Annotated in this window: 21 protein-coding genes; 13 read left to right on the top strand and 8 right to left on the bottom strand. The window is 58.6% G+C overall.

The genetic code is table 11. The annotated features are described in order from the left end of the window. Positions 1 to 5: 5 nt before the first annotated feature. Entirely contained in the window at positions 6 to 947 is a 942-nt protein-coding gene (locus tag PZL22_RS29835; protein ID WP_014989915.1) for a 2-dehydro-3-deoxygalactonokinase, read from the top strand. Between the two features lie 477 nt (positions 948 to 1,424). On the opposite strand, the gene PZL22_RS29830 is transcribed toward PZL22_RS29835, so the two are convergent. The 5 genes from PZL22_RS29830 to arcA all read right to left on the bottom strand — a co-directional run bounded on the left by PZL22_RS29830 (position 1,425) and on the right by arcA (position 6,176). Then, the gene (locus PZL22_RS29830; protein WP_080567618.1) at positions 1,425 to 1,859 is read right to left on the bottom strand and encodes a potassium channel family protein; all 435 of its coding nucleotides are present in this window, start codon (positions 1,857 to 1,859) and stop codon (positions 1,425 to 1,427) included. Positions 1,860 to 2,239: 380 nt separating this feature from the next. Beyond that, the gene (locus PZL22_RS29825; protein ID WP_127621545.1) at positions 2,240 to 2,710 is read right to left on the bottom strand and encodes a histidine kinase; all 471 of its coding nucleotides are present in this window, start codon (positions 2,708 to 2,710) and stop codon (positions 2,240 to 2,242) included. Positions 2,711 to 2,929: 219 nt separating this feature from the next. Beyond that, positions 2,930 to 3,904: a carbamate kinase gene (arcC, locus tag PZL22_RS29820; protein WP_127701307.1), complete on the bottom strand. Its 975-nt coding sequence runs from the start codon at positions 3,902 to 3,904 to the stop codon at positions 2,930 to 2,932. A 2-nt stretch (positions 3,905 to 3,906) separates the two neighbouring features. Further along, positions 3,907 to 4,911, bottom strand: a complete 1,005-nt coding sequence (locus PZL22_RS29815) for an ornithine carbamoyltransferase (RefSeq protein WP_284718736.1) — start codon at positions 4,909 to 4,911, stop codon at positions 3,907 to 3,909. A gap of 35 nt (positions 4,912 to 4,946) precedes the next feature. Then, positions 4,947 to 6,176 carry an arginine deiminase gene (gene arcA / locus PZL22_RS29810; protein WP_284718735.1) on the bottom strand — a complete coding sequence of 410 codons (1,230 nt, stop codon included), beginning with the start codon at positions 6,174 to 6,176 and terminating at the stop codon, positions 4,947 to 4,949. An 838-nt stretch (positions 6,177 to 7,014) separates the two neighbouring features. Between arcA and PZL22_RS29805 the strand changes: the two genes are divergently transcribed. The 12 genes from PZL22_RS29805 to PZL22_RS29750 all read left to right on the top strand — a co-directional run bounded on the left by PZL22_RS29805 (position 7,015) and on the right by PZL22_RS29750 (position 22,205). After that, entirely contained in the window at positions 7,015 to 8,415 is a 1,401-nt protein-coding gene (locus PZL22_RS29805; protein ID WP_127701309.1) for a DUF3300 domain-containing protein, read from the top strand. A 20-nt stretch (positions 8,416 to 8,435) separates the two neighbouring features. Then, positions 8,436 to 9,386 (top strand): DUF2950 domain-containing protein, encoded by a 951-nt coding sequence (locus PZL22_RS29800; RefSeq protein ID WP_107608729.1) that lies wholly within the window; start codon positions 8,436 to 8,438, stop codon positions 9,384 to 9,386. Between the two features lie 190 nt (positions 9,387 to 9,576). Next, positions 9,577 to 10,083: a hypothetical protein gene (locus PZL22_RS29795; RefSeq protein WP_010967356.1), complete on the top strand. Its 507-nt coding sequence runs from the start codon at positions 9,577 to 9,579 to the stop codon at positions 10,081 to 10,083. Positions 10,084 to 10,596: 513 nt separating this feature from the next. Further along, complete coding sequence (locus PZL22_RS29790; protein ID WP_102763285.1) at positions 10,597 to 11,922, top strand: amino acid permease; 1,326 nt, start codon at positions 10,597 to 10,599, stop codon at positions 11,920 to 11,922. A gap of 146 nt (positions 11,923 to 12,068) precedes the next feature. Next, on the top strand, positions 12,069 to 12,995 hold the full coding sequence (locus PZL22_RS29785; RefSeq protein WP_014528434.1) for a cation diffusion facilitator family transporter: 927 nt from the start codon (positions 12,069 to 12,071) through the stop codon (positions 12,993 to 12,995). Continuing rightward, entirely contained in the window at positions 12,992 to 13,168 is a 177-nt protein-coding gene (locus tag PZL22_RS29780; RefSeq protein ID WP_164843070.1) for a hypothetical protein, read from the top strand. The genes PZL22_RS29785 and PZL22_RS29780 overlap by 4 nt, the downstream gene beginning before the upstream one ends. Positions 13,169 to 13,200: 32 nt before the next feature. After that, on the top strand, positions 13,201 to 15,471 hold the full coding sequence (locus PZL22_RS29775) for an arginine/lysine/ornithine decarboxylase (protein ID WP_127701304.1): 2,271 nt from the start codon (positions 13,201 to 13,203) through the stop codon (positions 15,469 to 15,471). Beyond that, complete coding sequence (gene speC, locus PZL22_RS29770; protein ID WP_028010621.1) at positions 15,458 to 17,821, top strand: ornithine decarboxylase; 2,364 nt, start codon at positions 15,458 to 15,460, stop codon at positions 17,819 to 17,821. Before PZL22_RS29775 ends, speC begins: the two co-directional genes overlap by 14 nt. 27 nt (positions 17,822 to 17,848) lie before the next feature. Continuing rightward, a complete protein-coding gene (gene potE / locus PZL22_RS29765; RefSeq protein WP_127522277.1) occupies positions 17,849 to 19,207 on the top strand; it encodes a putrescine-ornithine antiporter in 1,359 nt (452 codons plus the stop codon). Positions 19,208 to 19,236: 29 nt separating this feature from the next. Beyond that, positions 19,237 to 20,178, top strand: coding sequence for an amino acid ABC transporter substrate-binding protein (locus tag PZL22_RS29760; RefSeq protein ID WP_127616517.1), 942 nt, complete (start codon positions 19,237 to 19,239; stop codon positions 20,176 to 20,178). 207 nt (positions 20,179 to 20,385) lie between these two features. After that, entirely contained in the window at positions 20,386 to 21,531 is a 1,146-nt protein-coding gene (gene cax / locus PZL22_RS29755; protein ID WP_127616519.1) for a calcium/proton exchanger, read from the top strand. After that, on the top strand, positions 21,528 to 22,205 hold the full coding sequence (locus PZL22_RS29750) for a VIT1/CCC1 transporter family protein (RefSeq protein ID WP_014528428.1): 678 nt from the start codon (positions 21,528 to 21,530) through the stop codon (positions 22,203 to 22,205). The genes cax and PZL22_RS29750 overlap by 4 nt, the downstream gene beginning before the upstream one ends. A 162-nt stretch (positions 22,206 to 22,367) precedes the next feature. On the opposite strand, the gene ppk2 is transcribed toward PZL22_RS29750, so the two are convergent. The 3 genes from ppk2 to PZL22_RS29735 all read right to left on the bottom strand — a co-directional run bounded on the left by ppk2 (position 22,368) and on the right by PZL22_RS29735 (position 25,047). Further along, the gene (gene ppk2 / locus PZL22_RS29745) at positions 22,368 to 23,213 is read right to left on the bottom strand and encodes a polyphosphate kinase 2 (protein ID WP_127616521.1); all 846 of its coding nucleotides are present in this window, start codon (positions 23,211 to 23,213) and stop codon (positions 22,368 to 22,370) included. Between the two features lie 110 nt (positions 23,214 to 23,323). After that, positions 23,324 to 24,553 carry an HlyD family secretion protein gene (locus PZL22_RS29740; protein ID WP_088194663.1) on the bottom strand — a complete coding sequence of 410 codons (1,230 nt, stop codon included), beginning with the start codon at positions 24,551 to 24,553 and terminating at the stop codon, positions 23,324 to 23,326. A 5-nt stretch (positions 24,554 to 24,558) separates the two neighbouring features. Then, a complete protein-coding gene (locus PZL22_RS29735) occupies positions 24,559 to 25,047 on the bottom strand; it encodes a hypothetical protein (RefSeq protein WP_088194664.1) in 489 nt (162 codons plus the stop codon). Positions 25,048 to 25,275 lie beyond the last annotated feature (228 nt).

Below are 25,275 nucleotides of genomic sequence, written 5' to 3'. Positions count from 1 at the left end.
CGACCTTGTCCAACTCTGCTTTCAAACCCGTCACGGTCGTGCTCGATTGGGGCACCACAGGCTTTCGGGCTTTCCTGGTGAGATCGGACGGCTCGCTCGTCGATCAAAAGGAAGGCGAACGGGGCATTCAGTCGATCGCGAAAGGGGAGCATGGGCGCGTCGTCAGCGAGGCGCTTGCATCCTGGCGCGCCGAGTATGGGCCCCTCGATATCGTGGCGGCAGGGATGATTGGAAGCCGCAACGGATGGATCGAGATGCCCTATGTGCCGACCCCGGCAAGCGCAGCGGATGTGGCCGCAGCGGCCCGCACCGAGGGCCTCCCGGAAGGGGACAGAATCACTTTCCTGCCTGGCTTGACTGATCCCACCGGATTCCCATTTCCGGACGTCATGCGCGGAGAGGAGGCGCAGCTTGTCGGCTTCGGCCTGGACAGGAACATAATCGTCGTCCTTCCCGGAACCCACGCCAAATGGGCCGAGATCCGCGGCGGCCACATCGAGCGGTTCCGCACCTTCGTCACCGGTGAGATCTACGCGACGCTGGCCGACCATTCCTTCCTGTCGAAAGTCGCCACCGCCGAGCGAGATCACGCCGCTGACGCCTTCGCGGAAGGCGTTGCGCTCGCGCAGGAAGAGAGCACCCGCGCCGGCGGCTTGTTGACCCGGCTCTTTGCCGTCAGGACCGGCTGGCTTGCGGGCGCCATTGCGCCGGATGAAATGAAAAGCCGCCTTTCCGGTCTCATCATCGGGTGGGAATTCGTGGAGGCTCGGACCGGTGGCTGGTTCAAGGAGGGTGACACGATCGCGGTCGTCGGAGACGACGATCTTGTCGAGGTCTATGGGAGGGTGGCAGAAAACTTCGGGGTGAAACTCGCGCCCGCGCCTGCCGACGCGGCGATCCGCGGCGCGCTAACGATCTGGCGGCGGCATCGCCTCGCCGCGAAATAAAAGAGCGATCTCCCGATTGATCAGGCCAATGGGAACCAAGACACCGCGACCAACTCTTCGCCCAGATCGCGTCATACCCGGTGTTTGCCGGCCATTGATCGTCGGGCCCGAGGTTGAATAGTGGCCCCCTTTCCGTTGCCCTCGAAAAGAAAAACGACGATCTCCGAGGTTCAGGCTCGGGAGATTTGCGGGCGACATGGCGCCTCTATGACGCCCGTGGTGGCATCTACCTTTTGGGGCCCGCTCCTGCGGAAGATGGAACGTCTCCTTCGCAATGATGCCTTTCGCCATCGCTTAACTGGCGAGCGGGCCGAGTGCCGAACTGTCAATCGCCTCTGAACCCGTCCGCCGCCGGGGGCCGTGCAGCCCTTGATTGGCAGCACACTGAACAATGATGCAATCACGGGCAGGATGACGATGAGCAGCAGCCACCGGCGTGAGTGCACAGGTGTTCGCCCCTCACGGCCGTGGCCCTGCCTAGTCGTTCCCGCGAAAATGCAGACGCTGGATCACGGCCATCATCAGTGCCGTTGCCCATCCGAAGATGATCCAGCCATTGACGGCCTCGAAAGTTGCAACCTGGCGCCAGTCTCTGCCGAGAACGATGTCGCCATAGCCCACCGTCGTGAATGTGACGGTCGAGAAGTAGAGCGCGTCTTCAAAGTCAGGCAGCGCTTGCGAGAGATAATAGAAAGTGGCCCAGAGCACGACATCAAGTGCGATCGGAACGATCAGGTAGACTACCCAGATGACGGTCGTCACGGTCGGGTAACGAAGCAGAAAATCTCGGCGATCTTCTTCCAGCCTGCGAAAAACACCAAGTCCGGCGGACATGAAGGACGCCTGAACGGCGACGGTTGCCGCAATAAGACCACACGCGATAGCCAGCCGAAATAGCACCCATGCCTCCATACCGGGGCGGGTCGACCAGAACGCGCCATTGTCGCCGCCGACAGTGTAGCGAGCACCGCCTTGCCGGTGGCAATCACGCGCGCCTGCGACCTGCGCGATGACTAGGCGACCACGCGGGCGATCGGAACTCGGCCGGTCACGGCAGCCCCAGCGACACGGCAGGATTGAAATGCCCGCCGGAAATTTGCGATTGAGTCACGCTTTCTGCCGGCGCGTCCAGGAGGCGCTCCAGCAAGATACGTTCTGAGCGGCGAATCAGGAGACGATGCGCCAATCCACAGGCTTCAAGGCCTAACAATTCGTGCTCACCTCCGGAGAACTGTCTCGACAAGAGGTCTGTCGTCCAGGTGTCGTCTAACTCGGGTATGCAGGCTTCATTCCTAAGCGTCATCAGGAGCCCAGTTCAGGAAGAAGCCCACGTCACCTGGCATTCCACCCGGAAAGTTGACAATCATAGCTTTCAGCTTGAAGCCCTGAGGCTTGCCGAATTTTTGATATCGTTCGTAGAATTCCTTCGCCTTGCCCTGGAGGGTCTGCGGCCAATCGCGGTCGGCGCTGTTTATTGCGCGGCCACTATCGGTGCAAAGATTCGAAGGGAAGCTGTAAACCATCGCCTCGAATTTTCCGTCGCGTACGGCGTTCGCCACGAGGCGGCGCACGACGGCGACCTCCTCTGGCGTGACGTGCTCCTCGAGGAATACGTCGGCAAAGTCAGTCAGCTTCTGCTCCTGTACCGCTTTGAACTGTCGCTCCTTCTCCATCTCCTCCACCTGTCGTTGAAGGAGTTGCATACGGAGGTCCTTGGCGCTCGCAGGTGCGGCCTCCAAGTCGATATGTTGTTTTTCAGCCATTTCCTTGCTCCACTTTCAGTCAAACGGATCGGAAGCCGCATCTCGCAGCATAGTTATCAGTGCGGCCTTCGCCACTGCGGAGGCCATTTGGGATTTCTTTGCTCGCAGTTGCACCTTTTCTCGCAAGGGCGCGCTTTTGAATATCGGAGGTTCCAGTGACCTTTATCCGCCACCTCGAAGGCAATCACGATTTCGCACCCGCGGCGGTGCGCAGACAATCTAGACTGGACGGGAGGCCCCACCTGGAATTGGAACCTCAACGTGCCACGTGATGTCAGAAAACGACGAGCTTATGATGGTGCCCCGCTCAGCACGCACCATCGCTGGAATGTCGGCCAATGCACCAATCGCGGCAACGCGCCCGGTTGCATTCACAAAATGACAAGCGGCCTCGACCTTCGGTCCCATAGACCCGGCAGGAAACGAGAACTCGCTTAGCCGCTGGGGATTCGTCTTGAAGATTGCCTTCCGTTCCGGGGTTCCCCATCCGGTAAATACAGCTTCTGCGTCGGTCGCCAATATGAGCAGGTCTGCTTCAATATCCCGGGCAAGAAGGGCCGAGCAGAGATCCTTGTCGATAACCGCTTCCACGCCAATCAGTGTCCGTTCCTTTCCCCGCTCATACATTGTCGGAATTCCGCCACCGCCGGCACAGATGACAACAGCACCTTTGTCGAGAAGCCATTGGATAGGGCGAAGCTCGAAGATACGCCTGGGAATCGGCGACGCTACCACGCGACGCCATTTATTCCCGTCCTGCTTGAATACCCATCCTTTTTGCTGATGAAGCTCTCCGGCCTCGCTTGCGTCGTAAACTGGGCCAACAAACTTGGTGGGATTCTGAAATCCGGGGTCGTTGCCGTCGACCTCAACCATCGTGAGGATTGTTGCCAGCGGCACCTCGAAAGGAAGGACGTTTCCAAGTTCCTGCTCCAGCATGTAGCCGATCATGCCCTCGGTTTCGGCTCCAAGTATATCGAGCGGATAGGCCTCCTCGGGCTTGTATGCCGATCCCTGCAGGGCTAATAACCCGACCTGCGGTCCATTGCCGTGAGTAACCACGATCTGATGCCCGGCGGCGATCGGAGCCATAGCCTCGGCCGCTATCTTGATGTTCTGACGTTGTACTTCGGCGGTCATCGGCTCCCCTCGTTTCAGGAGCGCATTGCCACCTAAGGCGATCACGACGCGCATAGTCAGTCTCCCAGGGTTGCAACCAGCAGTGCCTTGATCGTATGCATGCGATTCTCGGCCTGTTCGAATGCTATGTTCGCTTGCGATTCGAACACTTCGTCAGTGACCTCAAGACCGTCCGACATCCCGTAGTCATCGGAAATCTGCTTTCCGATAGTGGTCTCGGTATCGTGGTAGGCCGGGAGGCAATGCATGAACTTGGTTTGCGGGTTGCCGCTTGCGGCCATCAACTCGGCATTGACCTGATAGGGCGTAAGCAACTGAATGCGTTCTTTCCAGACCTCCTTCGGCTCACCCATCGAAACCCAGACGTCCGTGTGAATGAAGTCAACTCCCTCCACTGCTTCCCTCGGATTGTCCGTGATCATGAGGCGCGCGCCAGACTGAGCCTTAAGTCCTTTCGCGATAGTCTGATATTCGTCTGACGGCCACAGAGATCGGGGACCGCATATGCGCACATCCATCCCCATCAAACAGCCGACAATGAGCAGAGAATGACCCATGTTCGATCGGGTGTCGCCGATATAGGCGTACTTGATTTCGCTGATCGGCTTGTCGCTATGCTCGCGCATAGTCATAACGTCGGCGATCATCTGCGTGGGATGATACTCGTCGGTGAGGCCATTGTAGACCGGCACACCCGCATATTTCGCGAGAGTCTCTACACCGGCTTGTGAGGCGCCGCGGTATTCGATGGCGTCGTACATGCGGCCTAGTACGCGGGCGGTGTCCTTGAAAGACTCCTTGTGCCCGATCTGCGAGCCGGCAGGGTCAAGATAGGTAACATTAGCGCCTTGATCCGAACAGGCAACTTCGAATGCGCATCTTGTACGCGTTGATGTTTTTTCGAAGATCAGGCAAATTTCCTTGCCTTTCAAGTGTTCTTGTTCGGTCCGCGCATATTTCGCGCGCTTCAGATCGCGGGCGAGATCTACGAGGTAACGAAACTCCCGCGGTGTGTAGTCCTGCACGGTCAGAAGCGAGCGATTTCGGAGATTGAAACTCATGTTGCTGCTCCATTTGCTGAAACCCGGTTGCAAAGTCAGTCAGTCGGCTCTCGCCAAATCGGACACGTCATGCAATGACCGCCGCCGCGTCCTCGGCCCAATTCGGAGCCGCGGATTGTGATGACCTCGATGCCTGCCTTGCGGAGCAGGGTGTTGGTATACGTGTTCCGATCGTAGGCAACGACTACTCCCGGCTCGAGCGCGACGACATTGTTTCCGTCGTCCCATTGCTCGCGCTCAGCCTCATAGGTGTTGCCGCCGGTGGCGATAGTGCGAAGCTTGTCGACGCCCAAAGCTTCGGCAACAACTTCGAGCATGGGCCGGTCTTCCTGCAGCACCTCGAAGTTTCCCTGGTCGTCGAGAGGGAAAAGGCTGTAACAACGGATCTGATCTACAACGTCGGCGAAGAGCGTCACCACGTCGCGATCGCAGAATGTGAATACCGTGTCGAGGTGCATCGCCGCCCGGCTCTTCGGCATCAGGCAACCGATGACGCGAGTAGCGGCGCCGGCCTTGAACAACGCCTTGGCAACCTGGCCCACCGCCTGGTAGGTGGTCCGCTCACCCATTCCCACCAGCAGGATACCGTTGCCAATGGGCATGACGTCGCCGCCTTCCATCGTGGCATTGGCAAACTGCTCGTCGGAGTCGCCCCACCAAATGTCGAAGGCCGCGCCCTTGAAGGATGGATGAAACTTGTAGACCGCCCTTTGAATCAGAGTTTCCGCGCGCCGCGCCGGCCAGAACATTGGGTTGCACGTTACTCCGTTATAGATCCAGCAGGACGGATCGCGCTGAAACAATGTGTTGGGGATCGGAGGGACGACGAACTCGGTGGAGTGGAAGGCAGATGCCATGAGAGCCTTGCCCTGTCCTTCCGGAAGGTCTGCAATAGAGATCCCACCGATTAGGAAGGCAGCCAGCCGCCTGGAGTCCATTTCCTCCATCCAAGGACGCATAAGCTCGGCGATCTGGGATCCCATGACGTTCGGGGCGACCCGGCGATCAAGCACGAACTTGCGCGCTTCGGCATCCATCAGAGTGTCGGTTAGAAGGTCGTGCAACTCGAGGACTTCCACACCTCGTTCCTGCATTTTCAGAACGAAATCGTAATGGTCCTTCTGCGCCTCATGCACCCAGACGACATCGTCGAAAAGCAAATCGTGACAATTACCCGGCGTCAGTCGTTGATGAGCCAAGGAAGGTCTGCAGACCATCACCGTTCTAAGCTTACCGACTTCCGAATGGACACCGACAGTACGCATTGGCATCTCCTTCCGCGACACTCAGACTCGCCTGCGTTGGTCGAAATTCGACGAAAGTCGGGCTGGACGGTCATCCCAGTGCTTGCGGAAGAGCATTTTGGCCAGAGCCAAACAGTTCTGCAGCCTGTGGATGCCCGCTCAGTATTTCGCTTGGGATAGAATAGTTCTTTGCGCAAGCGCCGGCATTGATCAGGAACAATTCTCCCGAAAATGTAACTTCGCCGTGCGATCAAGTGCTCGCATGTCCATTCGCGCCAAGGCAGCTCCAACATTGCGCCGGATTTTTTGTCGTTCTTGACCACGATCAACGACTTGTCGTTCGAGACTAACTAAAAATGGTTTTGCGCCAATCGCAGCGAAGGAATCAGAAAATGAGCACGATACCAATCATCCGGGCGATGATGGTGGCCTTCTGTTTATTCCTGGGCGCCGCCGTGCCAGCGGCTGCAGACGAGTATTATGAAGGCATCGACATCAACCAACGCCAAATCGACGGAAAAAGACAGCCCATTAATACTTACCTACTGAAGCGTAGGGCCGCCGCCCAGGAACCGCCTCCATCAACTACGGGCTCCGTGCCAAAGCCGGCCCCAGCAGCGCGCGCACCGAGAACCACCGTTCGCCCGTAACCTGGTGCAGATTGCAGAGCCCCCCACCGCGGATCAGGTCTGACGCTGCAATCGCGGACCGGGCTCGCATAGCCCGTATGCCCATCTGTCAGGGAAGAAAGATGAGGGGTGAGCATTCGGCGCGGCGCACTCGAAGCCGAGATCGCGGCCGTATTGACGCCAGCACGATCTTGATAATCGCGATAAGCCCGGCCCTGGGAGGCGGAAAGATGATGAGAGGGACGACCCTTGCACTTGCGGGCGCAATGACGCTGATGCTGTCGATGCAAGTCAGCGGCTCACTTGCACAAGAACCGACGAAAGCTGCAACCGGTACCGTGGCATCAACCCCGGAGCCGTTGACTGACGACGAACTGGAGGTCCTGGTGGCGCGGATTGCGCTTTACCCGGACGAGCTCGTTGCGCTGATTTCAGCCGTGTCGCTATACCCCTTACAGATCGTTGAGGCGGAGCGTTTTCTTGAGAACCACAAAAAGAAGCCTGACCTCAAGCCGAAGGAAAGCTGGGATGGCAGCGTAATTTCGCTGCTGAACTATCCCGACGTCGTCAAGATGATGAGTGACGACCTTGAATGGACGCAGGCCTTGGGTCAAGCGGTCGCCTATCAGCAGAAGGACGTGCTGATTGCGATCCAGCAGTTGCGCGACGAAGCGGTAGCCAAGGACATTATCAAGTCGGACGACAAGATGACGGTGGTCCAGGAGGGCGACAACATCATCATCCAGTCGGCGAATCCGGAGACTATCTACGTGCCGCAATATCCTCCGGAAATGCTGTACGAGCCCGATTATGCGCCGGTGCCCATCGACTACTATGACACGCCCTATCCCTCCTATTACTACCCGGGCGCAGCCTTTTTTGCCGGGGCGGTCACCGGCGCGGTCTTCGGCGCTATCGTCGACTGGGACGACTGGGGGGTCTGGGGCGGAGACTGGGGCGGCGACATTGATGTGGACTGCGACAATTGCTTCAACAACGTCGGTATAGACGGCAAGGTCAAGTGGAACGACATCGATTGGAAAAATGTCGACCGCAGCAAGCTGAAGTTCGATCGCGACCAGCTCCAGAAGTTGGACAGGACGAACTTAAAAAACAATATCAAGGCGAACGGCGACAACAACATCCGTAACCGCGCCACCGAGATCAATCGCGATCGGTTGAAGTCGGGACCGGGCGGTGGCGCCAGCCAACTAAAGGACGTGCGCAAGAGCACGCTCGAGGGCCTGAAGGCGCAGCCGAGACGGGACGCCGCGGCACGTCCCACCGCAAAGCCCGGCGGCGGACAGGCGGTGGCAAAGGCGAAATCCAGCGGCGCGAAAGCTGGTGTGAACCGCCCCAAGGGCAAGAAGTCCTCGGCCAATCGGCCAGCAGGCAAGAAGAAGATGGCTTCCAAGGCGCAGAACAGGCCGAAAAAACCGTCCGGGCTGGGCAACGTCAACTCCGGCCGGCGGGAGGTGTCTGCCTCACGGCGCGGCGGCCACAGCATGGGCGGCGGGCAACGAGGCGGCGGGCGGCCGCAGATGAGTCGCGGCGGCGGCAGGCCGCCGATGGGAGGGGGCGGCCGCGGCGGTGGTCGCGGTGGCGGCGGCCGTGGCGGCGGCAGGCGGTGAGCGGCTACGGGAGCAGGACTATGATCAAGCTATTACACACACTCCTCGTGGGATCGGCGGCCTCGCTTGCGCCGCTCCTGGGCGCGATCGATGCTGCTCTCGCGCAGGCAGAGGGACCAGCAAGCGTCTACGACTATGCCGCTGCGGAAGAGCCGCCGGTGTTCGACGATCCGGCGAAGGCGGTGGAAGCCTTCAAGTCGGTCCTTGCCGCCAATGATTTCGACGATCTGGCACGACTTCTGGGCCTGAACGCCGCGAAACTGAAGGCGGGCGAAGGATCGATGGAGACCTTCGGTCTCATTCGCGAGGGTGCGGCCCGCAACATTGTCGTGCGCGATCTTGACGGTCGCAAGATCATCGTCATCGGCGACCGGCTCTGGCCACTGCCGTTTCCTATCGTCAAGGACGAGGCCGGCAAATGGGCTTTCGATACCTATGTCGGACTTGAGGAGATCGTCAATCGCCGCGTTGGCGAGAACGAGTTGGAGGCGATCGAGACGGCGCGCGCCTATGTCGAGGCGCAGAGAGACTATGTATCCCAGGACCGCGATGCGGACGGGGTTTTGGAATACGCCCAGAAGCTGATCAGCAGCCCGGGCCAGACGGATGGGCTCTACTGGCCGCCAGACCAGGGGGATGGCGAAAGCCCGGTCGGTGACGCTATCAGCGAGGCCGCGCTGGAAAAGGCAAGGACTGGAGAGGGCTATTTCGGTTACCGGTTCCGAATTCTGACCTCACAAGGCGACAATATCGCCGGCGGCAAATACGATTACACCATCAACGGCAACATGATCGCTGGATTCGCGCTTGTCAGTTGGCCGGTCGCTTATGCGGAAACCGGGGTTAAGACCTTCGTCATCAATCAGCAGGGCATCGTCTATGAACGGGACCTTGGTCCGAGCACCGAGGAAATCGTGCCATTCATAGATCGTTTCGATCCGGATGAAAAATGGAGCGTGGTCACCGATTGAGGATACCGCACATTCAATGAAGCTCGTTGAATCGGCGCCGCGCTCGCGCTGGAAGACGCACATCATATTGCCCCCCGGGCAGACTGCAGGCCAGCACGGGTGTCCGGCTCGGGTAGGTAAAAGATTTCATACCCGCCATCAGAAACAGCCTGGTCGTACCGGCAGGGCTGAAACAAGGAGGAGTAATGTCATGAACGTAACTTCGAAAACGCGCATCGTAGCGGCGACGGCAGTGAGTCTTCTGTGCAGTGGAACGATGGTCCAGGCACAGGACATGAAGAAGTACGGCACCGCAGCAGGCTGGGATATCGTTGTGAGAGGGGACATGGGCCCCGGCTGCCTGATCGCGAAGAAGTTGGGTAACGACATGCAGATTCAGATGGGCATAGACGAGACGACCGGCAGACGCGGCTACATGGCACTCTACACAAAGTTGGCTGCAAACGTTGGCAGTGGCGAGAAACGCGCCGTAATATTCGACGTTGACGGCCAGAAATTCAGCGGGGAGGCAACCGGTCAGCAGCTGGAGGGATTTGATGGAGCTTACGTGTGGGTCAACAATCCAGACTTCATCTACGATCTTGCCAAGATGAAGACGCTGACGATCACGCCGGACGGGCGAAAGCCTTTTGCGCTGAGCCTTGCCGGAACGGACGCTGCAATGCAGGCCATGCGCGCCTGCCAGGAGGCTAACTAAGTAGGTATCGCCCTGCGAGCACACTTGACTGCGATCAATGCGAGAGGATCCATCGAGTGGCATGCTCTGCACACGGTAGAGCATGCATGCGCGCGGTTTGCTCCGTCGCCTGGAGGAGAGCATGGCACCCATACGGGTCAGAAGGCATTGGTCCCGGCCGTGCGCGTCGGTGTCGAGTGCTCGAAGCGACGTTGACGCAGCCTGTTGCCGCATCGAGCATTGTCAATCTCAGATGCGCTGCTGAATTGGTACTTTCTTTCACCTTGATGAAAATCGGCCTAAGTCAGCCCGGAAGGTGTAGCTCCAAATTTGCCGGGAAACCTGATCCGCATGGAAAGGAGCACGGCACCCGCGGAGTGCGCTACCCGCAAGCGAAGGCGATCGAAACAGTTAATGGAGCAGTTTCCACTATTAGATTCCAGTTCCGACATGCCTCTCCGCGCCACACCGGCAACGCAGGTCAGCGCTCATCATTACTAACTTCCTGGGCCCCGCTCTCGAAAGGTTGAGCAAATGTCAGCACCGTCAAGTGGCAAAAGCCTGGGTCTGGCCGCCTGTACCGCCATCGTCGTCGGTAACATGGTTGGCTCCGGCTTCTACCTCTCGCCGGCGGCAGTTGCTCCCTACGGCAATCTCGCTATCGTGATTTGGATCGTGATGGGAGCGGGTGCGATCTGTCTCGGGCTGACGTTCGCACGGCTCGCAAAGCTCTCTCCGGCAGTCGGCGGGCCTTATGCATATACGCGCCTTGCCTATGGAGACTTTCCGGGCTTTCTTATCGCTTGGGGATATTGGATTTCCATCTGGGCGTCCCTGCCCGTTATCGCCGTGGCGTTCGCCGGCGTGGTCATCGATTTTTTTCCGTTCCTCCGCGGGCGCGGAACGGCGACGCTGCTCACGTTGAGCGTGATCTGGCTTGTCGTGCTCGTCAACTTACGCGGCGTCCACGCGGCCGGGCTCTTTTCGGAAATCACCACCTACGCTAAGATGATCCCGTTCGGGGCCGTCGCGCTGCTGGGCCTGTTTTACATCGACTTCTCTCACTTTGCCGACTTCAATCCAAGCGGCCAGCCGCTCCTTCAGGCGAGCGCTGCGTTGGCGCCGCTTACCATGTTCGCCTATCTGGGGCTTGAATCTGCCACGGTGCCCGCTGGCGATGTGCGCGACGCCGAACGTACGATCCCGCGTTCAACGGTGCTTGGAATCGCCATTGCTGTAACGCTGTACGTTCTGGGCACCATTGTCGTTATGGGGTTGGTGCCGAGAGAGGAGCTCGTCCACTCGGTGGCGCCGTTCTCCGAGGCAGCCAGGAGAATGTGGGGACCGGCCGGTGAGCTAGCGATTTCTCTCGCAGTTGTCCTGTCATCAATCGGAGCGCTGAACGGCTGGACATTGCTGATGGGGCAGGTGCCAATGGCGGCGGCGCGAGACGGATTGTTTCCACCGCTGTTCAGCCGGCTCTCGGCGCGACATGTGCCGGCCACGGGGATTGTCGTTTCGGCGACTCTGGCGACGATTCTCGTTCTCGTTCAGGCAGCCGGTTCCGAGGGCTTCTCATCCATTTATCGTCTATTCGTCGGCTTGAGCACAATGACCGCCGTCATACCTTATGCGTTCTGCGCTCTTGCCAGCAGTCTCGTCTCCGCTCGTGTTAGCGGAGGTACTGTAATACCGCGTGTAACCCTTATCGAGCTTGTTGGTTTCACTTTTGCAATTTTCACGCTTTACGGCTGTGGTGCGGAGCCTGTTCTCTATGGACTAGTGCTGTTGTTGCTGAGCATCCCCGTTTACATATGGCAGCGACGGCGGAGCTTCGTGCCGGGTGATTTCGGCCAATGATCCTAGCCGTGACCTGACGCGAAATCGATTGCGATGACTTAAAGCGGATGCGGGCGGAGAACCGCGTGCACTTTTCCTCATCCCGATCGAGGCAAGTAGCAGCGCCTGGTACCGGTGTGTGGTTCGTTCCGTACCTCGAGGGCGATATGTGCAACGAGCAGACCTTCCTTCGGGCTTCCATCGCCGCTACCGTTGTCGTCGCGGCATTCGGAATTATCCTGGGACTTCTGTCCGGATCATTCTCCATCACATTTGACGGCGTCTACTCGCTCGCCGATGCCGGAATGACTGTCTTGGCGCTTTGGGTTTCCAGACTGATTGCAGTATCGGCAACGGGCGGTGCGTTGTCCGGCCGGATGCGGGATCGTTTCACGATGGGGTTTTGGCACCTCGAGCCGATCGTCTTGCTTCTCAACGGTACATTGCTAATGGCCATAGCCGTTTATGCCTTGATCAATGCGCTGACCAGCGTTCTGAAAGGGGGCCATCAGCTCCAATTCGGGTTCGCCATTGCCTACGCTGCCGTCACCGTGTTCGTTTGTGCGATGATGGCGGTGATCGGTGCGCGAGCTAATCGCGGGCTTCGATCGAATTTCATCGCGCTTGATGTCAAGGCCTGGATCATGTCAGGGGGCATCGCCTCGGCGCTGCTCGTTGCTTTCATAATCGGCCATGCGGTCCAGGAAACGGCATTGCATTGGATGACGTTATACGTCGATCCCGTGGTGTTAGCTTTTGTCTGCATCGTCATCATCCCCCTGCCGATCGGTACGGTTAAGTCGGCTCTCGCCGATATCCTGCTGATCACCCCAAACGAGCTCAGGGCTCGGGTGGAGCGCATCGCCGACGAAACGGTGCGGAAGCAGGGCTTTCTTTCTTACCGGGCCTATGTTGCCAGGGTTGGGCGCGCCAAGCAGATAGAGCTTCATTTCATCGTGCCCAGCAACTTTCCTCCTCAACCGGTAGAGTCGTGGGACCAAATTCGAGATGAGATTGGGATTGCTATTGGCGACGAAGGCCACAATCGCTGGTTGACAGTCGCCTTTACCGCAGACGAGAGGTGGGCAGAGTGAGCACGAGCCCTGCCGGCATCGTTGGTGTCGCCGCCGCCGATCCGTCGGTCGGTGCCCGATCGAACACGATTATCCGACCATTCCGGGATGAATATAAGCTCGCGGTCATAGGTTTGATCGGGATCAACGACGCGGCGGCGTCGCGCGTGTACGAATTACAACGAAAGCTTTGAATTCGCCGCCGCGTCCGCAGGAGCCTGGGACCATGGAGTTCTACAAGGCATTCCCCATCGCTGTGATCGATGAAGATTACGAGGGTAAAAGCGCGGCCGGGCGGGGCATGCGCAGCCTCGCAGAGGCGATTGAAAAGGAAGGTTATCGGGTCGTTGCAGGGCTCAGCTATGAGGATGCACGCCGCCTCGTGAACGTCTTCAACACCGAGTCTTGCTGGCTGATTTCAGTCGACGGGACGGAATCAAGTACGACGCGCTGGGAGATTTTAGCCGAGCTGCTCGCCGCGAAACGCTCCCGGAACAACCTGCTGCCAATCTTTCTGTTTGGCGACGATACAACGGCGGAAATGGTGCCGGCGCCCGTGCTGCGCCACGCCAATGCCTTTATGCGTCTTTTCGAGGATTCTCCGGAATTCATGGCGCGCGCGATCGTGCGCGCGGCGCAGAATTATCTTGAGAGGCTTCCGCCTCCAATGTTCAAGGCGTTGATGGAATACACGCTTCACGGCGCCTATTCCTGGCACACGCCAGGGCACGGAGGCGGGGTGGCGTTTCGCAAGAGCCCGGTTGGCCAGCTCTTTTATACGTTTTTTGGAGAGAACACATTGAGGTCGGACATTTCTGTGTCCGTCGGCAGCGTTGGTTCGCTCCTCGATCATGTTGGGCCGATTGGCGAGGGTGAGCGCAATGCCGCTCGCATATTTGGTGCGGATGAGACGCTGTTCGTTGTCGGCGGCACATCGACCGCCAATAAGATCGTGTGGCAGGGTATGGTCACTCGGAACGACCTCGTCCTCTGCGACCGAAACTGCCATAAGTCTATCCTGCACTCGCTGATCATGACGGGTGCAACGCCGATTTACCTGACGCCCTCACGCAACGGCCTCGGCATCATCGGACCGATTGCGAAGGAGCAGTTTACCCCAGAGGCAATCGCGCACAAGATCGCCGCCAGTCCGTTTGCCAGTGAGACGAACGGTAAAGTGCGCCTGATGGTAGTGACAAACTCCACCTATGATGGGCTCTGCTACAATGTAGATGGAATCAAATCGGCGCTCGGCGATGCGGTGGAGGTACTGCATTTCGACGAGGCCTGGTTTGCTTACGCCAATTTTCACGAATTCTACGATGGTTATCACGCGATCTCTTCAACGAAGCCCGCGCGCTCGCAAGAAGCCATCACATTCGCAACCCAGTCCACGCACAAGCTGCTGGCCGCCTTCTCTCAAGCTTCAATGCTTCATGTGCAGCATGCCGTGGCGAAGCAACTCGACATCACACGCTTCAACGAAGCGTTCATGATGCACACATCGACATCGCCGCAATATGGGATCATCGCCTCGTGCGACGTGGCTGCTGCCATGATGGAGCAGCCCGCCGGGCGGGCGCTGGTACAGGAGACCATTGACGAAGCCATGAGTTTCCGCCGAGCCGTCAACGCCGTGCGGACACAGATGCAGGATTCCTGGTGGTTCGAAGTCTGGGAGCCCCCCATCGCGGATCGGGCCCCGAGCGACGCCACGTCGGATTGGCTTCTAAAGCCCGGTGACGCTTGGCATGGTTTCGAAGACCTGGCTGAGAATCACGTTATGGTTGACCCGATCAAGGTCACGATCCTTTCGCCCGGACTCAATGCGGGCGGAGCGATGCTGGAGCATGGTATTCCGGCTGCAGTCGTCACGAAGTTCCTTTCTTCTCGCCGGATCGAAATCGAGAAAACCGGCCTTTACTCTTTCCTGGTGCTCTTCTCCATGGGGATCACACGGGGCAAGTGGAGCACCCTGATCACCGAGCTCTTGAACTTCAAAGACCTCTATGATGCCAATGCGCCTCTTTCACGCGCCCTTCCCGCCCTCGCGGCAGCCCATCCCGATGTCTACCGTGCAATGGGCCTTAGAGATCTTTGCGAGAAAATTCACGACGTGTACCGCAGCGATGGCGTGCCGAATGCCCAGCGCGAGATGTACACCGTGCTGCCCGAAATGGCACTGCGCCCGGCAGACGCCTACAACCGCCTGGTCAAGGGGTGCGTCGAAAGCGTCGATATCGACGAATTGATCGGCCGGACACTCGCAGTCATGATTGTACCCTATCCTCCGGGGATCCCGCTCATCATGCCTGGCGAGCGGATCACTGCAGCCACAGGATCGATCCAGGACTATCTCGTCTACGCCCGGAGCTTCGACAGGAAATTCCCGGGATTTGAGACGGACATCCACGGACTCCGTTTCGTCGCTAACCCGAGTGGACGGAGATATCTCGTGGATTGCATCGTCGAGGAGGGACAAGATGATACCGCGTGATGTGAAGGCTCCGACCGTCCCCATTCCATTCCACAAGCTGCTCAAGGTCGTGGCATTCGTCGACGAAAGCAATCTGGAAACGAAGAGACTTCTTGCGCACATTGTCGCGGAAAATTTCGAAGTCGAGTTGCGCGGCAGCTATAACGCCGACGTGTCCGAGGACGCTTCGGTTGGTGCCTATATTGGGACGGTCGAGGGCGGACGGCTCGAAGATGCCCGCAAGTTCGTCCGTGCGGTCAGAGACATCGGATTCCGCACGCCGCTATGGGCCCTCGCAGACTCCCACGGCATTGCGGACATTGCGGCGATTAAAATGGCCGGTGAAGTGGACGGCTTCGTTTATCTTGGGCAGCAGACACCGGCGTTCTACGCAAAGCAGATCATTTCAAGTCTGGTCAATTACGGCAAGACGCTCCTCCCGCCGTTTTTCGGCGGCCTCATGGCTTACGATGGAGAAGCCAACATCGCGTTCGACTGTCCAGGACACCAAGGCGGTCAGTTTTACCGGAAGTCGCCCGCAGGCCAGCTCTTTTTCAATTATTTCGGCGAAAGCATATTTCGCGCCGATCTTTGCAATGCCGACGTCGACCTTGGCGACCTGCTAATCCATGAAGGGCCGGCGGCCGAGGCGCAGAAGAATGCGGCAAGGATTTTCGGCGCGGACCGGACCTACTTCATTCTGAACGGCACAAGCACATCGAACAAAGTGGTTACGAACGCGGTACTGCGCGCAGGCGACCTCGTGTTGTTCGACCGCAACAATCACAAATCGCTTCATCAGGGCGCGCTGGTGCAGGCGGGAGCGATACCAGTTTACCTGCCGACCTCACGCAACTCGTTCGGGATGATCGGTGCCGTGGACTGGGACGCCTGGGACGAAGCGAGCCTGCGCCGGCAGATCGAAAGGCATCCCCTGGTCGAGGACAAGACGCGAGCCAGTGCAGAGCGACCGTTCCGACTCGCCTGCATCCAACTTGCGACCTATGACGGCACTATTTACAACGTCCGCAAGGTGTTGGAACAGATCGGACACCTGTGCGACTACGTACTCTGGGACGAGGCGTGGATCGGCTACAACGCTTTCCACCCGTTGTTTGAAAACCACAGTCCGATGCGGATCGACACGCTTGATGCCGAAATGCCGGGGTTGTTCTCAACGCAATCCGTCCACAAGCAAGGGGCGGGCTTTTCGCAAGCCTCGCAGATTCACAAGCGCGACGAGCACATCCGTGATCAGCGCCGCTACGTCGAACATAAGCGCTTCAACGAGTCGCTTCTCATGCATGTTTCGACTTCACCATTCTACCCGCTATTCGCCTCGTTGGACGTCAATGCCAAGATCCACGAGGGCAAGGCTGGTGAAATGCTCTGGGATCGCTGTATCGAGCTGGGTATCGAGGCACGCAAGAAGCTCAGAGAATTCACCCGGTACTACGAGTCGTCGGGTGCGGGGCCCCAGGAGCAGTGGTTCTTCGACCCCTTCGTACCCGATGTGGTCACGATCTCGGGCTCCAAACATACCGAGGATGTTGTCGAGTCCCGTTGGGAGGCGCTCCCGACGGAGGTCATCAAACGGGAACAGCAGTGCTGGCGCTTCCGTCCAGGGGCTTCATGGCATGGATATTCCGGCTACTCCGATGGCTACGCAATGGTGGATCCAAACAAGCTTACGCTTCTCACTCCAGGCATAGACCGTGCGACCGGGGAGTATCGAGACTTCGGCATCCCAGCAACGATCGTTGCCAATTATCTTCGCGAACAGCGCATCGTTCCCGAGAAGTGCGACCTCAACAGCATACTGTTTCTGCTCACACCTGCCGAGGACGAGAGCAAGCTCAACACGCTGATAGCCAAGTTGGTGAAGTTCAAGAACTTATGGGATCGGGACGCACCTTTGGCCGAGGTTCTACCAACCGTGTTTGCGGCGAACAGAGAGCGCTATGCAGGATACACACTCCGGCAGGTCTGCGCAGAGATGCACGACTTCTATCGGCAAGCAGGGGTCAAGGAATTGCAGCGCCTCTGCTTCAGGGCGGAGAGCATGCCCGAGCCCGCAATGACGCCGAAAGCGGCTTATGAAGCCCTCGTGGCAAACGAAGTTGATTATGTGGCACTCGACGAGGCTTTCGGCAGGATTTCGGCCACGCTCGCGTTGATCTACCCGCCGGGCATAGGCGTCATAGTCCCCGGGGAGCGCTGGGACGAAAGGGCGCGGCCGATGCACAACTATTTCCTGGCATTCCAAGAGTCCTTCAACCGCTTCCCCGGCTTCAATTACGAGGTCCAGGGTGTGTTTCAGGAGCGCGTTGACGGCCAGATCAAATTCTACACCTACGCCGTGCGCGAGTAATCGCCTCTTCCGAGGGAGGATCAGGTCATGACTGAACATTCGCTCAACGTTGCCATGGAAGCTGCGTCGAAGAAGAAAATGAACCTGGTCCAGCTCACCTTTATCGTTGCGGTGAACATGATGGGCTCGGGAATAATAATGCTGCCGGCGAACATGGCGCAGGTCGGCGCCATTTCACTTCTGTCCTGGCTGGTGACCGCGGTCGGGTCGATGGCGATCGCTTACGGATTTGCACAAGCCGGTCTATTCAACCAGCGTCCCGGAGGGATGTCGGCTTATGCGGAGGATGCCTACGGTAAACCTGGCTATTTCCTCGTTTTCTTACTCTACTTTCTTTCGCTCGCTGTCGGCAATGTCGCGATTGGCATTTCGGCCGTCGGCTATCTCGCCGGGTTCTTCCCGTGGCTGACGTCCACGCCGATTGCGACTTGCGTGAGCCTGATCATCCTCCTGTGGCTTACGACTGTAGCCAATTTTGGCGGGCCGCGCGTCACGGGCCGTATCGGGTCAATCACGGTATGGGGAGTGATCCTCCCCGTAGGGCTGCTCTGCGTTATCGGTTGGGCATGGTTCAGTTCGGAGGTTTTCGCGGCTGCCTGGAATCCCAATGGGCTGACCCTCGTTCAAGGCATGGGATCGAGCATCTCGCTGACGCTCTGGGCATTCCTGGGGATGGAATCGGCTGCACAGAACTCCGATGCGGTGGAAAATCCCAAGCGGGACGTTCCTCTTGCCTGCCTGTTCGGGACACTCGGTGCCGCTATTATCTACATTCTCTCGACCACAGTCATTCAGGGTATCGTGCCGAACGCTGAGCTTGCCGCGTCGACGGGACCGTTCGCGCTTGCCTTTGCCACGATGTTCAACCCCGCCATCGGATCAGTCGTCATGGCGCTGGCTGTTCTCGCCTGCGTCGGCTCGCTACTCGGCTGGCAGTTCACCATCGCGCAGACCGCGCGGGCCGCCGCGGACGAGCGCATGTTTCCGTCCCTTTTTTCGCGGGTGAACGAGATGGGTGCGCCCGTAACCGGGATGATCGTCATGGGCGTTGTTCAGTCTCTGCTGGCGCTCATGACGATTTCACCCACGCTCAACGAGCAGTTCGCAGCGCTCGTCAATCTGGCGGTCGTCACCAACGTGCTTCCCTACATTATCTCCCTTTCCGCACTCTTCGTCATGATGAGGGCGGCTGGCGTTGCAGAAAGCAAGTTCCGCTTGAATTCTTCGATCGCGATCGTGGGCATGCTCTATAGCGTCTTTGCGATTTATGCGTCCGGAAAGGATGCCGTGCTGGGCGGTATGCTCGTGACTGGAATTGCCTTCATCATTTACGGCCTTATCGCGCCTCGCTTCACCCCAAGACCGGGAAATGTGAAGACAGCGTGAGGTCAAGAGAAGCGTTGGGAGGATGCAACATGCAAGCCGCACCGGGCGAAGGACGTCAAACGGGACGACGGATAGTCAGATTTGGGCTGACGCTAGGAGCAGTGACCGTCAGCATGTGGGCGAGCGCCGAAGCACAGACGCTTGATCGCATCCGCAGCAGCAACACCGTCAAACTGGGCTACGATGCGACCGCGCGCCCATTCTCGTTCAAGGCCGAAGGGGAGAGCGCGACCGGCTACGCCGTCAGCCTGTGCATGGAGGTGGCCGAGGAACTGAAACGTGAACTTGGGATTGCCGATCTTGCGGTCGAGTGGATTGAGCTCACCAGGGAGGCTGCCGACCACGCCATACGACAAGGTTCGGCCGATCTCTTCTGTGGTGCGTCACCCGTGACCTTGACGCGCAGAAAAGAGGTTTCGTTCTCGATAGCGATCTTTCCGAGCGGGACGGGTGCAGTACTGAATGCGAGCGCACCCCTTGCGCTGCGCGAGGTTCTGACGCAGGGTCGCCCCTCTGACCGGCCCATTTGGCGGGGATCCCCTGCAAGAACCGTACTCAATCAGAAGACATTTTCCCCGATCGCAGGTACTACCAGTGAGGATTGGCTTGCGGAGCGGATAAAGACATTTCAGCTTTCAGCGACAATCGCTGCTGTGGAGAGCTATGATCAGGGAATCGCCAATATTCTGGACGGCGAGTCCGACGTACTCTTCGGCGACCTGCCGCTCTTGCTCGACGCCGCCGCGCGCGGCGAAAATTCCGGCGATCTCATCGTACTGAAGCGCCATTTCACCTACGAACCGCTTGCGCTTGTGCTGGCGCGCAACGACGAGGATTTTCGTGTCGTCGTTGACCGAGCGTTGAGCCGCACCTACCGATCGGAAGATTTCCCGGCATTCTTCAGCGAGTGGTTCGGACCTCCCGACGATACGATCGTGACCTTCTTCCGGCAAACGACATTGCCTGAGTGAAGCGCTTCCACGAGAGCCTCTCCTGGAACCCCGTTGCGGTCAAACGTCCTTTCGTCGAGCAACGGCGCAATGATGAGATCGGGTGGTTCGTCGTCAGTCCTCGGATCATGCTTAGTAGTTGCGTAACGGCGAAATGCAGTTTGCCCCGTTTGCGTCATGCACTCGGAAACCAAGTCACGAGCCCTTCAGGGCCGGAGGACCATACGGATGCGCACTTTCGAGGTGAAAAGGTCCACCAAGCAGTCGCGATCTGCAATTGAAACGGTCTTACGGGAGCTTCGACGATCTCCACTCCTGGCGTTGATCTTGTTCGTACCTGTGGTCATTCTCCTGGAGCGGATGGCTCCGAAGGCTCATACGTTATTGTTTTTCATGGCGATCGCAGCGATCGTACCGCTCGCTGCGCTCTTGAGCCGCGCCACGGAATCGGTGGCGGCAAAGACCGGCGATGCGGTCGGTGGCCTGCTCAATGCCACGCTCGGTAACCTGACGGAGCTCATTATTACGCTCGCCGCTCTGCAGGCCGGGCAGTATCTCCTCGTCAAAGCCTCAATCGCGGGCGCAATCGTCACCAATAGCCTTTTCATGTTTGGAGGCGCTTTTCTCATCGGCGGCCTGAAACATCATCTGCAGGAATTCAACAGGGTGAATGCACGTTTTCAGGCGAGCCTCCTGTTCCTTGCGACGATTGCAATCCTGGTACCCTCGCTCACGAGCGGCTTGGACCGCACCCCGGCAGCGGAATTTTCCCAGCAGTTGAGCCTAGGATTGGCGATCCTGCTCATAGCCGTCTACGGACTTGGCATGGTGTTTTCCCTGAAGACGCACAAGGAACTGTTTGCAAGCGTCGGTCAGGCCGAGGCGGGAGAGGAGCCTTGGCCGCTTTCGATCGGGATCGTCGTTTTGATTGTCGTCACGCTCCTCGTCGCAATGGTCAGCGAGATTTTCGTCGGGTCGGTGCAAGCTGCCGCGCAACATCTAGGACTGACACCGGCCTTCGTTGGTTTCATAGTCATCGCCCTGGTTGGCGGAGCTGCGGAAATGACCACGGCGTTCTCAGCGGCGCGCGCAAATCGCCTGGACCTCAGCGTTGGCATCGCGCTGGGCAGCGCTGCGCAGATCGCTCTGTTCGTTGCGCCGGTACTCGTCCTTGTCAGCTACTTCATTGGGCCCCAGCCGATGTCGCTCGAATTCTGGCCCGGCGCGGTGGCAATGATGCTGGTGGCGACCATGGCGGCGACCCTTCTGTCCAATGGCGGGCACGCAGCGTGGTATGCGGGCGTCATGGCACTGGCGGTTTACGCCATATTTGCGTTGACGCTGTTCCTCTTGCCCCCAGGAGTGACCCAATGAGCGAGAAAGTGCCGGGTAATGGCGGCTCGAAGCATTTGTTCTACGGCGTCCTCAATCCTGTTGACCGCTCCAACGAGGTGCTCTTTGGATTGATCATGGTCATGACGTTCACGAATTCGCTGAGCACCACGGATGCAGGACGAGCGGATGTGCGGTCAATGCTGGTTGGAGCTGTCGGCTGCAATCTGGCGTGGGGTATCATCGACGCCGTCATGTACTTCATGAGCTCGATGGCTGAGCGCAAGCTTTCGGAGCGAACGGTTCACCGTGTGCGGACAGCTGATGACGTTAAAGCGGCTCGCGGTATCGTGGCAGAGGCACTGCCGGGCATCATTCTGCCAGCGCTTTCGTCCGAAGACCTGGAACGGATACGCCGGCACCTGGCCAGCCTCCCTGACGATGAGGTGCGCGCGCGACCCACCACGCGTGATGTCATCAGCGCGCTAGGTGTCTTTCTGTTGGTCTTCTTTTGCACATTTCCGGTTGTGTTTCCGTTCATCGTCATGACAAACGCCCTGGCCGCAGTGAAGGTGTCCAACGCGATAGCCACTGCTTTGTTGTTTCTGGCCGGGTATACTCTGGGACGTCACTCCGGCAACCCAGTGGGTCTGGCGCTTGCGATGGTCGCGATCGGTTTGATTCTGGTGGCCTTAGCCTCGGCCCTCGGGGGATGACACGCAAGTCCAGCATCGCTTTGAGCCGTTCCAGTTTAAATGGAAACGATTCTGCCGGCTCGAGCGAGTGGAGTGTTTGCTCGGCTGCCCGGCTGCCGCGCGCGTCGTAGCCGAAGATACGGCAAGCCGCCGACGACCGCAGACGCACAGCGCCGGACGTGCTCAGAAGAGGTTTGGCACCGTGCGGCGGCGCGTATCTCCTTCGAAATCAGCCGGCCGCTTCTGACGCTTGCCGAGGTCGGGTTCCTCGAACTTCACCCGTTCGTAGGGAATAGAGGAAAGAATATGAGCGATACAATTCACGCGCGCCTGCTTTTTATTATCCGATGGGACGATCCACCATGGCGCATCGTCGGTGTCTGTCATCCTGATCATCTCGTCATAGGCTCGAGTGTAGTCCCACCAGCGGCGATAGGATTCGACATCCATCGGTGATAGCTTCCACTGGCGCAGCGGATCATTGATGCGTTGCCGGAATCGGCGGTCCTGTTCCTCCTCGCTTACATCGAGGAAATATTTAAGCAGCACTATTCCGCTTTCAATCATCGCTGCCTCGAACCGGGGAGCGATCTCCAGAAAGCGCTTTGCCTTCTTCTCCGAGCAGAAGCCCATTACGCGCTCGACGCCGGGTCTGTTGTACCAGGAGCGGTCGAAGATCACGACTTCGCCGGCCGCGGGAAACTGTTGTATATAGCGTTGCATGTAAATCTGCGTCTTCTCACGATCCGTCGGGGCAGGTAGGGCCACGACACGAAAGACGCGTGGGCTGACTCGCTCAGTGATCCGTTTTATCACGCCGCCCTTGCCGGCTGCGTCTCGTCCCTCGAAGACGATGACGATCCGAGCCCCTGTCTTCTTCACCCAAGCCTGCAAATGAGCAATCTCCTCCTGCAATCGGGCCAGCTCTTTTGCATAGTTTCCACCGGACCGCGTTTCCGAGGCCTCGGTCGCAGCGGATTTCCTGTCCTCCGCTTTGTTCTTTTTCCTGTCGTCGGTGTGCTTGTCCATTGTCCCCTCCTCTATTGCATAGGGGTCGCTGCCCCGATCGGCATTAAATCTGCGGTTGAGTGCTCGACAGGTATTGGCGTCTGCGCTGGGCGCCGCGGAGCCGACCCTCCTCAATGGCCCTTGAAGACCAGCGTCTGGACCGGCAAGAGCAGGGCCTGAAGCCTGAGGATCATGGCGTGCACCAATCCCACCGCATCGACGACGTGCAGAAATAGCCAGTGCGGTGTACTGATGCCGGGCGCATGTAGTGCATCGTGATTGCTCGTGTACGCGTTGGCAATGCAACTGCTTCCAGGTGGTACGCCGCTGAACTGTCCCTCGTAGAGCGGCTCCAGATAGGCAGTCAGCGTGCCAGGACTGGCAAGTTGCTGCGCGTCGACGAGCTGGTCGGTCGGACGAATTTGGCCGGCGGCGATGACGTCCTGCACCTCGGTCACCACCATCGGGATGATGGTGAACGGCTTGCCGATACAGGTCGCCTCGGCAATCATCCCGGCCTTCATCACCTGTGCCTCGATCTGGCCGAAGCCAGCGATCAGGCCAATGCGGCGTTGCTCGGGAACCAGGATGCCGGCCGAGCGAATCATCGGATTGACAATATCTCCAGCTCGGAGCGCGAACTGCTGGACTACGCCGGCGGTTCCAGCCCGTACGATCGTCTTGTCGAGCTCCACCTGGGCTTGGGTCAGCGCCGCTTCAGCGCTCGCCTTCTGCGCCGGCAGGAGTGAGGCGATTTTCGTTTCCAAGGTCCGCTTGTTGGAGATCGACGCGGCACGCGCACCATCGCGACCGTCGACAGCGACCTGAAGGCGCTCGATTTCGCGCCTTGCGACGATGTTAGGGTTGCGCTGGTTCAATTCGACCTGCGTCTCGAGTTCATTCAGCGCCTGGAGATAGTCGCCCTCGGCTTGGGCGATAAGTCCGTCGGCGGAGGCCAGTTCGCTCTGCGCAACAATTGCCTCTGCCTCGATCTCGGCGACGCGTCGGCGGGCGGTCTCAAGTGCTGCCTGTTGCTCGGAATCGTCGAGGCGGAAGAGGGGAGCACCGGCAGAAACCTTCTCGTTGAGGTCAACATAAACCTCTGCTACTCGCCCGGTTGATTCGGGCATGATCGTTACCGTGCGGAACACCGCGGTGACGTTGCTGGTAGATGGATGGAAGTAGAAGATCATTGTGATCAGTGAAATGGTGAGGATAAGGCAAGCCGTTATGCCGTATCGGAGCTCAAACCACATGGAATAGAGATTTATCTCACGGCCGACACGCTTGCCCTGGACATAGCGGCGGACGAGGTAGTCCGGAAAAATGGTGAGCAGCGAGCAGATCAGGAATTCCAGCACAATTTTCACCCCCTCCGTTCCGCCTTATCGTCACCTGCCACGGCCTCTATCTCGAGCGGCACCCATTGCGGCGGGCTTGCGTGGGATTCGTTGGCTCGCGGGGGCATCGCCGCCGGCTGGGCACTCGTCCCGGGTTCGTCGGTTCCATCGTGGCGGTCGGCCATTTTTGCCAGAGAGCGAGCGATCGATTCGACTGGAGACGAGAAGTTCGGAAATTCGACCATGGCAAGTAGGAGAGCCGCAATCCAGAACAAGTGATTGTGGGTGAAGAGCGCGATCAGCGCCAAGACGCCGACGATCTGCAACTGCACTTTGCTGGCGCCATGCGCCATGTGCTCGGGCAAAGCGTGCAGGCGCAGGTAAAGGATGCCGACCACAAAGATCATCAGCAAGACGAAGACGATCATCACGTTGAAGAGAACGTCGGTCTGACCCGGCGCGGTGATGAACGGCGGCAGATGGGCAACCGCAGCCGGATGCAAGGAATCTTCCATCTCTGCGCTCCCCCTTCCTATAAAGTGGCAGAAGCCGCTAGCTGCGGCAAAAATGCTTGAACCTAAGGCAAGTAGAGAAGGGGACTAATCACCTCAATTTCCTTAAGTCTAATATTACGCCAGAATGCGTCGGTGGCATTGATCGTGGTCAATATCGATAGGTAACTTGCGGGCAGTCCCGTCAATTCCTCATCATTCACGCGCTTGTAAAACCTGCCATGAGCGAAG

Origin of the sequence: Ensifer meliloti, from assembly GCF_030064585.1 — a bacterium.
In the GTDB taxonomy this organism is placed as follows: domain Bacteria; phylum Pseudomonadota; class Alphaproteobacteria; order Rhizobiales; family Rhizobiaceae; genus Sinorhizobium; species Sinorhizobium meliloti.
Note: the sequence above shows the minus strand (reverse complement) of the source record. Positions and strands in the feature narration are given on the sequence as shown.

What these genes read in the sequence shown, in the direction of transcription:
- PZL22_RS29805 (WP_127701309.1), top strand. Translation starts at nt 7,015, where the DNA reads ATGATGAGAGGGACGACCCTTGCACTTGCGGGCGCAATGACGCTGATG.
- PZL22_RS29815 (WP_284718736.1), bottom strand. Translation starts at nt 4,911, where the DNA reads ATGAGTTTCAATCTCCGAAATCGCTCGCTTCTGACCGTGCAGGACTAC.
- PZL22_RS29795 (WP_010967356.1), top strand. Translation starts at nt 9,577, where the DNA reads ATGAACGTAACTTCGAAAACGCGCATCGTAGCGGCGACGGCAGTGAGT.
- PZL22_RS29790 (WP_102763285.1), top strand. Translation starts at nt 10,597, where the DNA reads ATGTCAGCACCGTCAAGTGGCAAAAGCCTGGGTCTGGCCGCCTGTACC.
- PZL22_RS29785 (WP_014528434.1), top strand. Translation starts at nt 12,069, where the DNA reads ATGTGCAACGAGCAGACCTTCCTTCGGGCTTCCATCGCCGCTACCGTT.
- potE (WP_127522277.1), top strand. Translation starts at nt 17,849, where the DNA reads ATGACTGAACATTCGCTCAACGTTGCCATGGAAGCTGCGTCGAAGAAG.
- arcC (WP_127701307.1), bottom strand. Translation starts at nt 3,904, where the DNA reads ATGCGCGTCGTGATCGCCTTAGGTGGCAATGCGCTCCTGAAACGAGGG.
- speC (WP_028010621.1), top strand. Translation starts at nt 15,458, where the DNA reads ATGATACCGCGTGATGTGAAGGCTCCGACCGTCCCCATTCCATTCCAC.
- PZL22_RS29775 (WP_127701304.1), top strand. Translation starts at nt 13,201, where the DNA reads ATGGAGTTCTACAAGGCATTCCCCATCGCTGTGATCGATGAAGATTAC.
- PZL22_RS29800 (WP_107608729.1), top strand. Translation starts at nt 8,436, where the DNA reads ATGATCAAGCTATTACACACACTCCTCGTGGGATCGGCGGCCTCGCTT.
- PZL22_RS29830 (WP_080567618.1), bottom strand. Translation starts at nt 1,859, where the DNA reads ATGGAGGCATGGGTGCTATTTCGGCTGGCTATCGCGTGTGGTCTTATT.
- PZL22_RS29825 (WP_127621545.1), bottom strand. Translation starts at nt 2,710, where the DNA reads ATGGCTGAAAAACAACATATCGACTTGGAGGCCGCACCTGCGAGCGCC.
- arcA (WP_284718735.1), bottom strand. Translation starts at nt 6,176, where the DNA reads ATGCGTACTGTCGGTGTCCATTCGGAAGTCGGTAAGCTTAGAACGGTG.
- PZL22_RS29750 (WP_014528428.1), top strand. Translation starts at nt 21,528, where the DNA reads ATGAGCGAGAAAGTGCCGGGTAATGGCGGCTCGAAGCATTTGTTCTAC.
- cax (WP_127616519.1), top strand. Translation starts at nt 20,386, where the DNA reads ATGCGCACTTTCGAGGTGAAAAGGTCCACCAAGCAGTCGCGATCTGCA.
- ppk2 (WP_127616521.1), bottom strand. Translation starts at nt 23,213, where the DNA reads ATGGACAAGCACACCGACGACAGGAAAAAGAACAAAGCGGAGGACAGG.
- PZL22_RS29760 (WP_127616517.1), top strand. Translation starts at nt 19,237, where the DNA reads ATGCAAGCCGCACCGGGCGAAGGACGTCAAACGGGACGACGGATAGTC.
- PZL22_RS29735 (WP_088194664.1), bottom strand. Translation starts at nt 25,047, where the DNA reads ATGGAAGATTCCTTGCATCCGGCTGCGGTTGCCCATCTGCCGCCGTTC.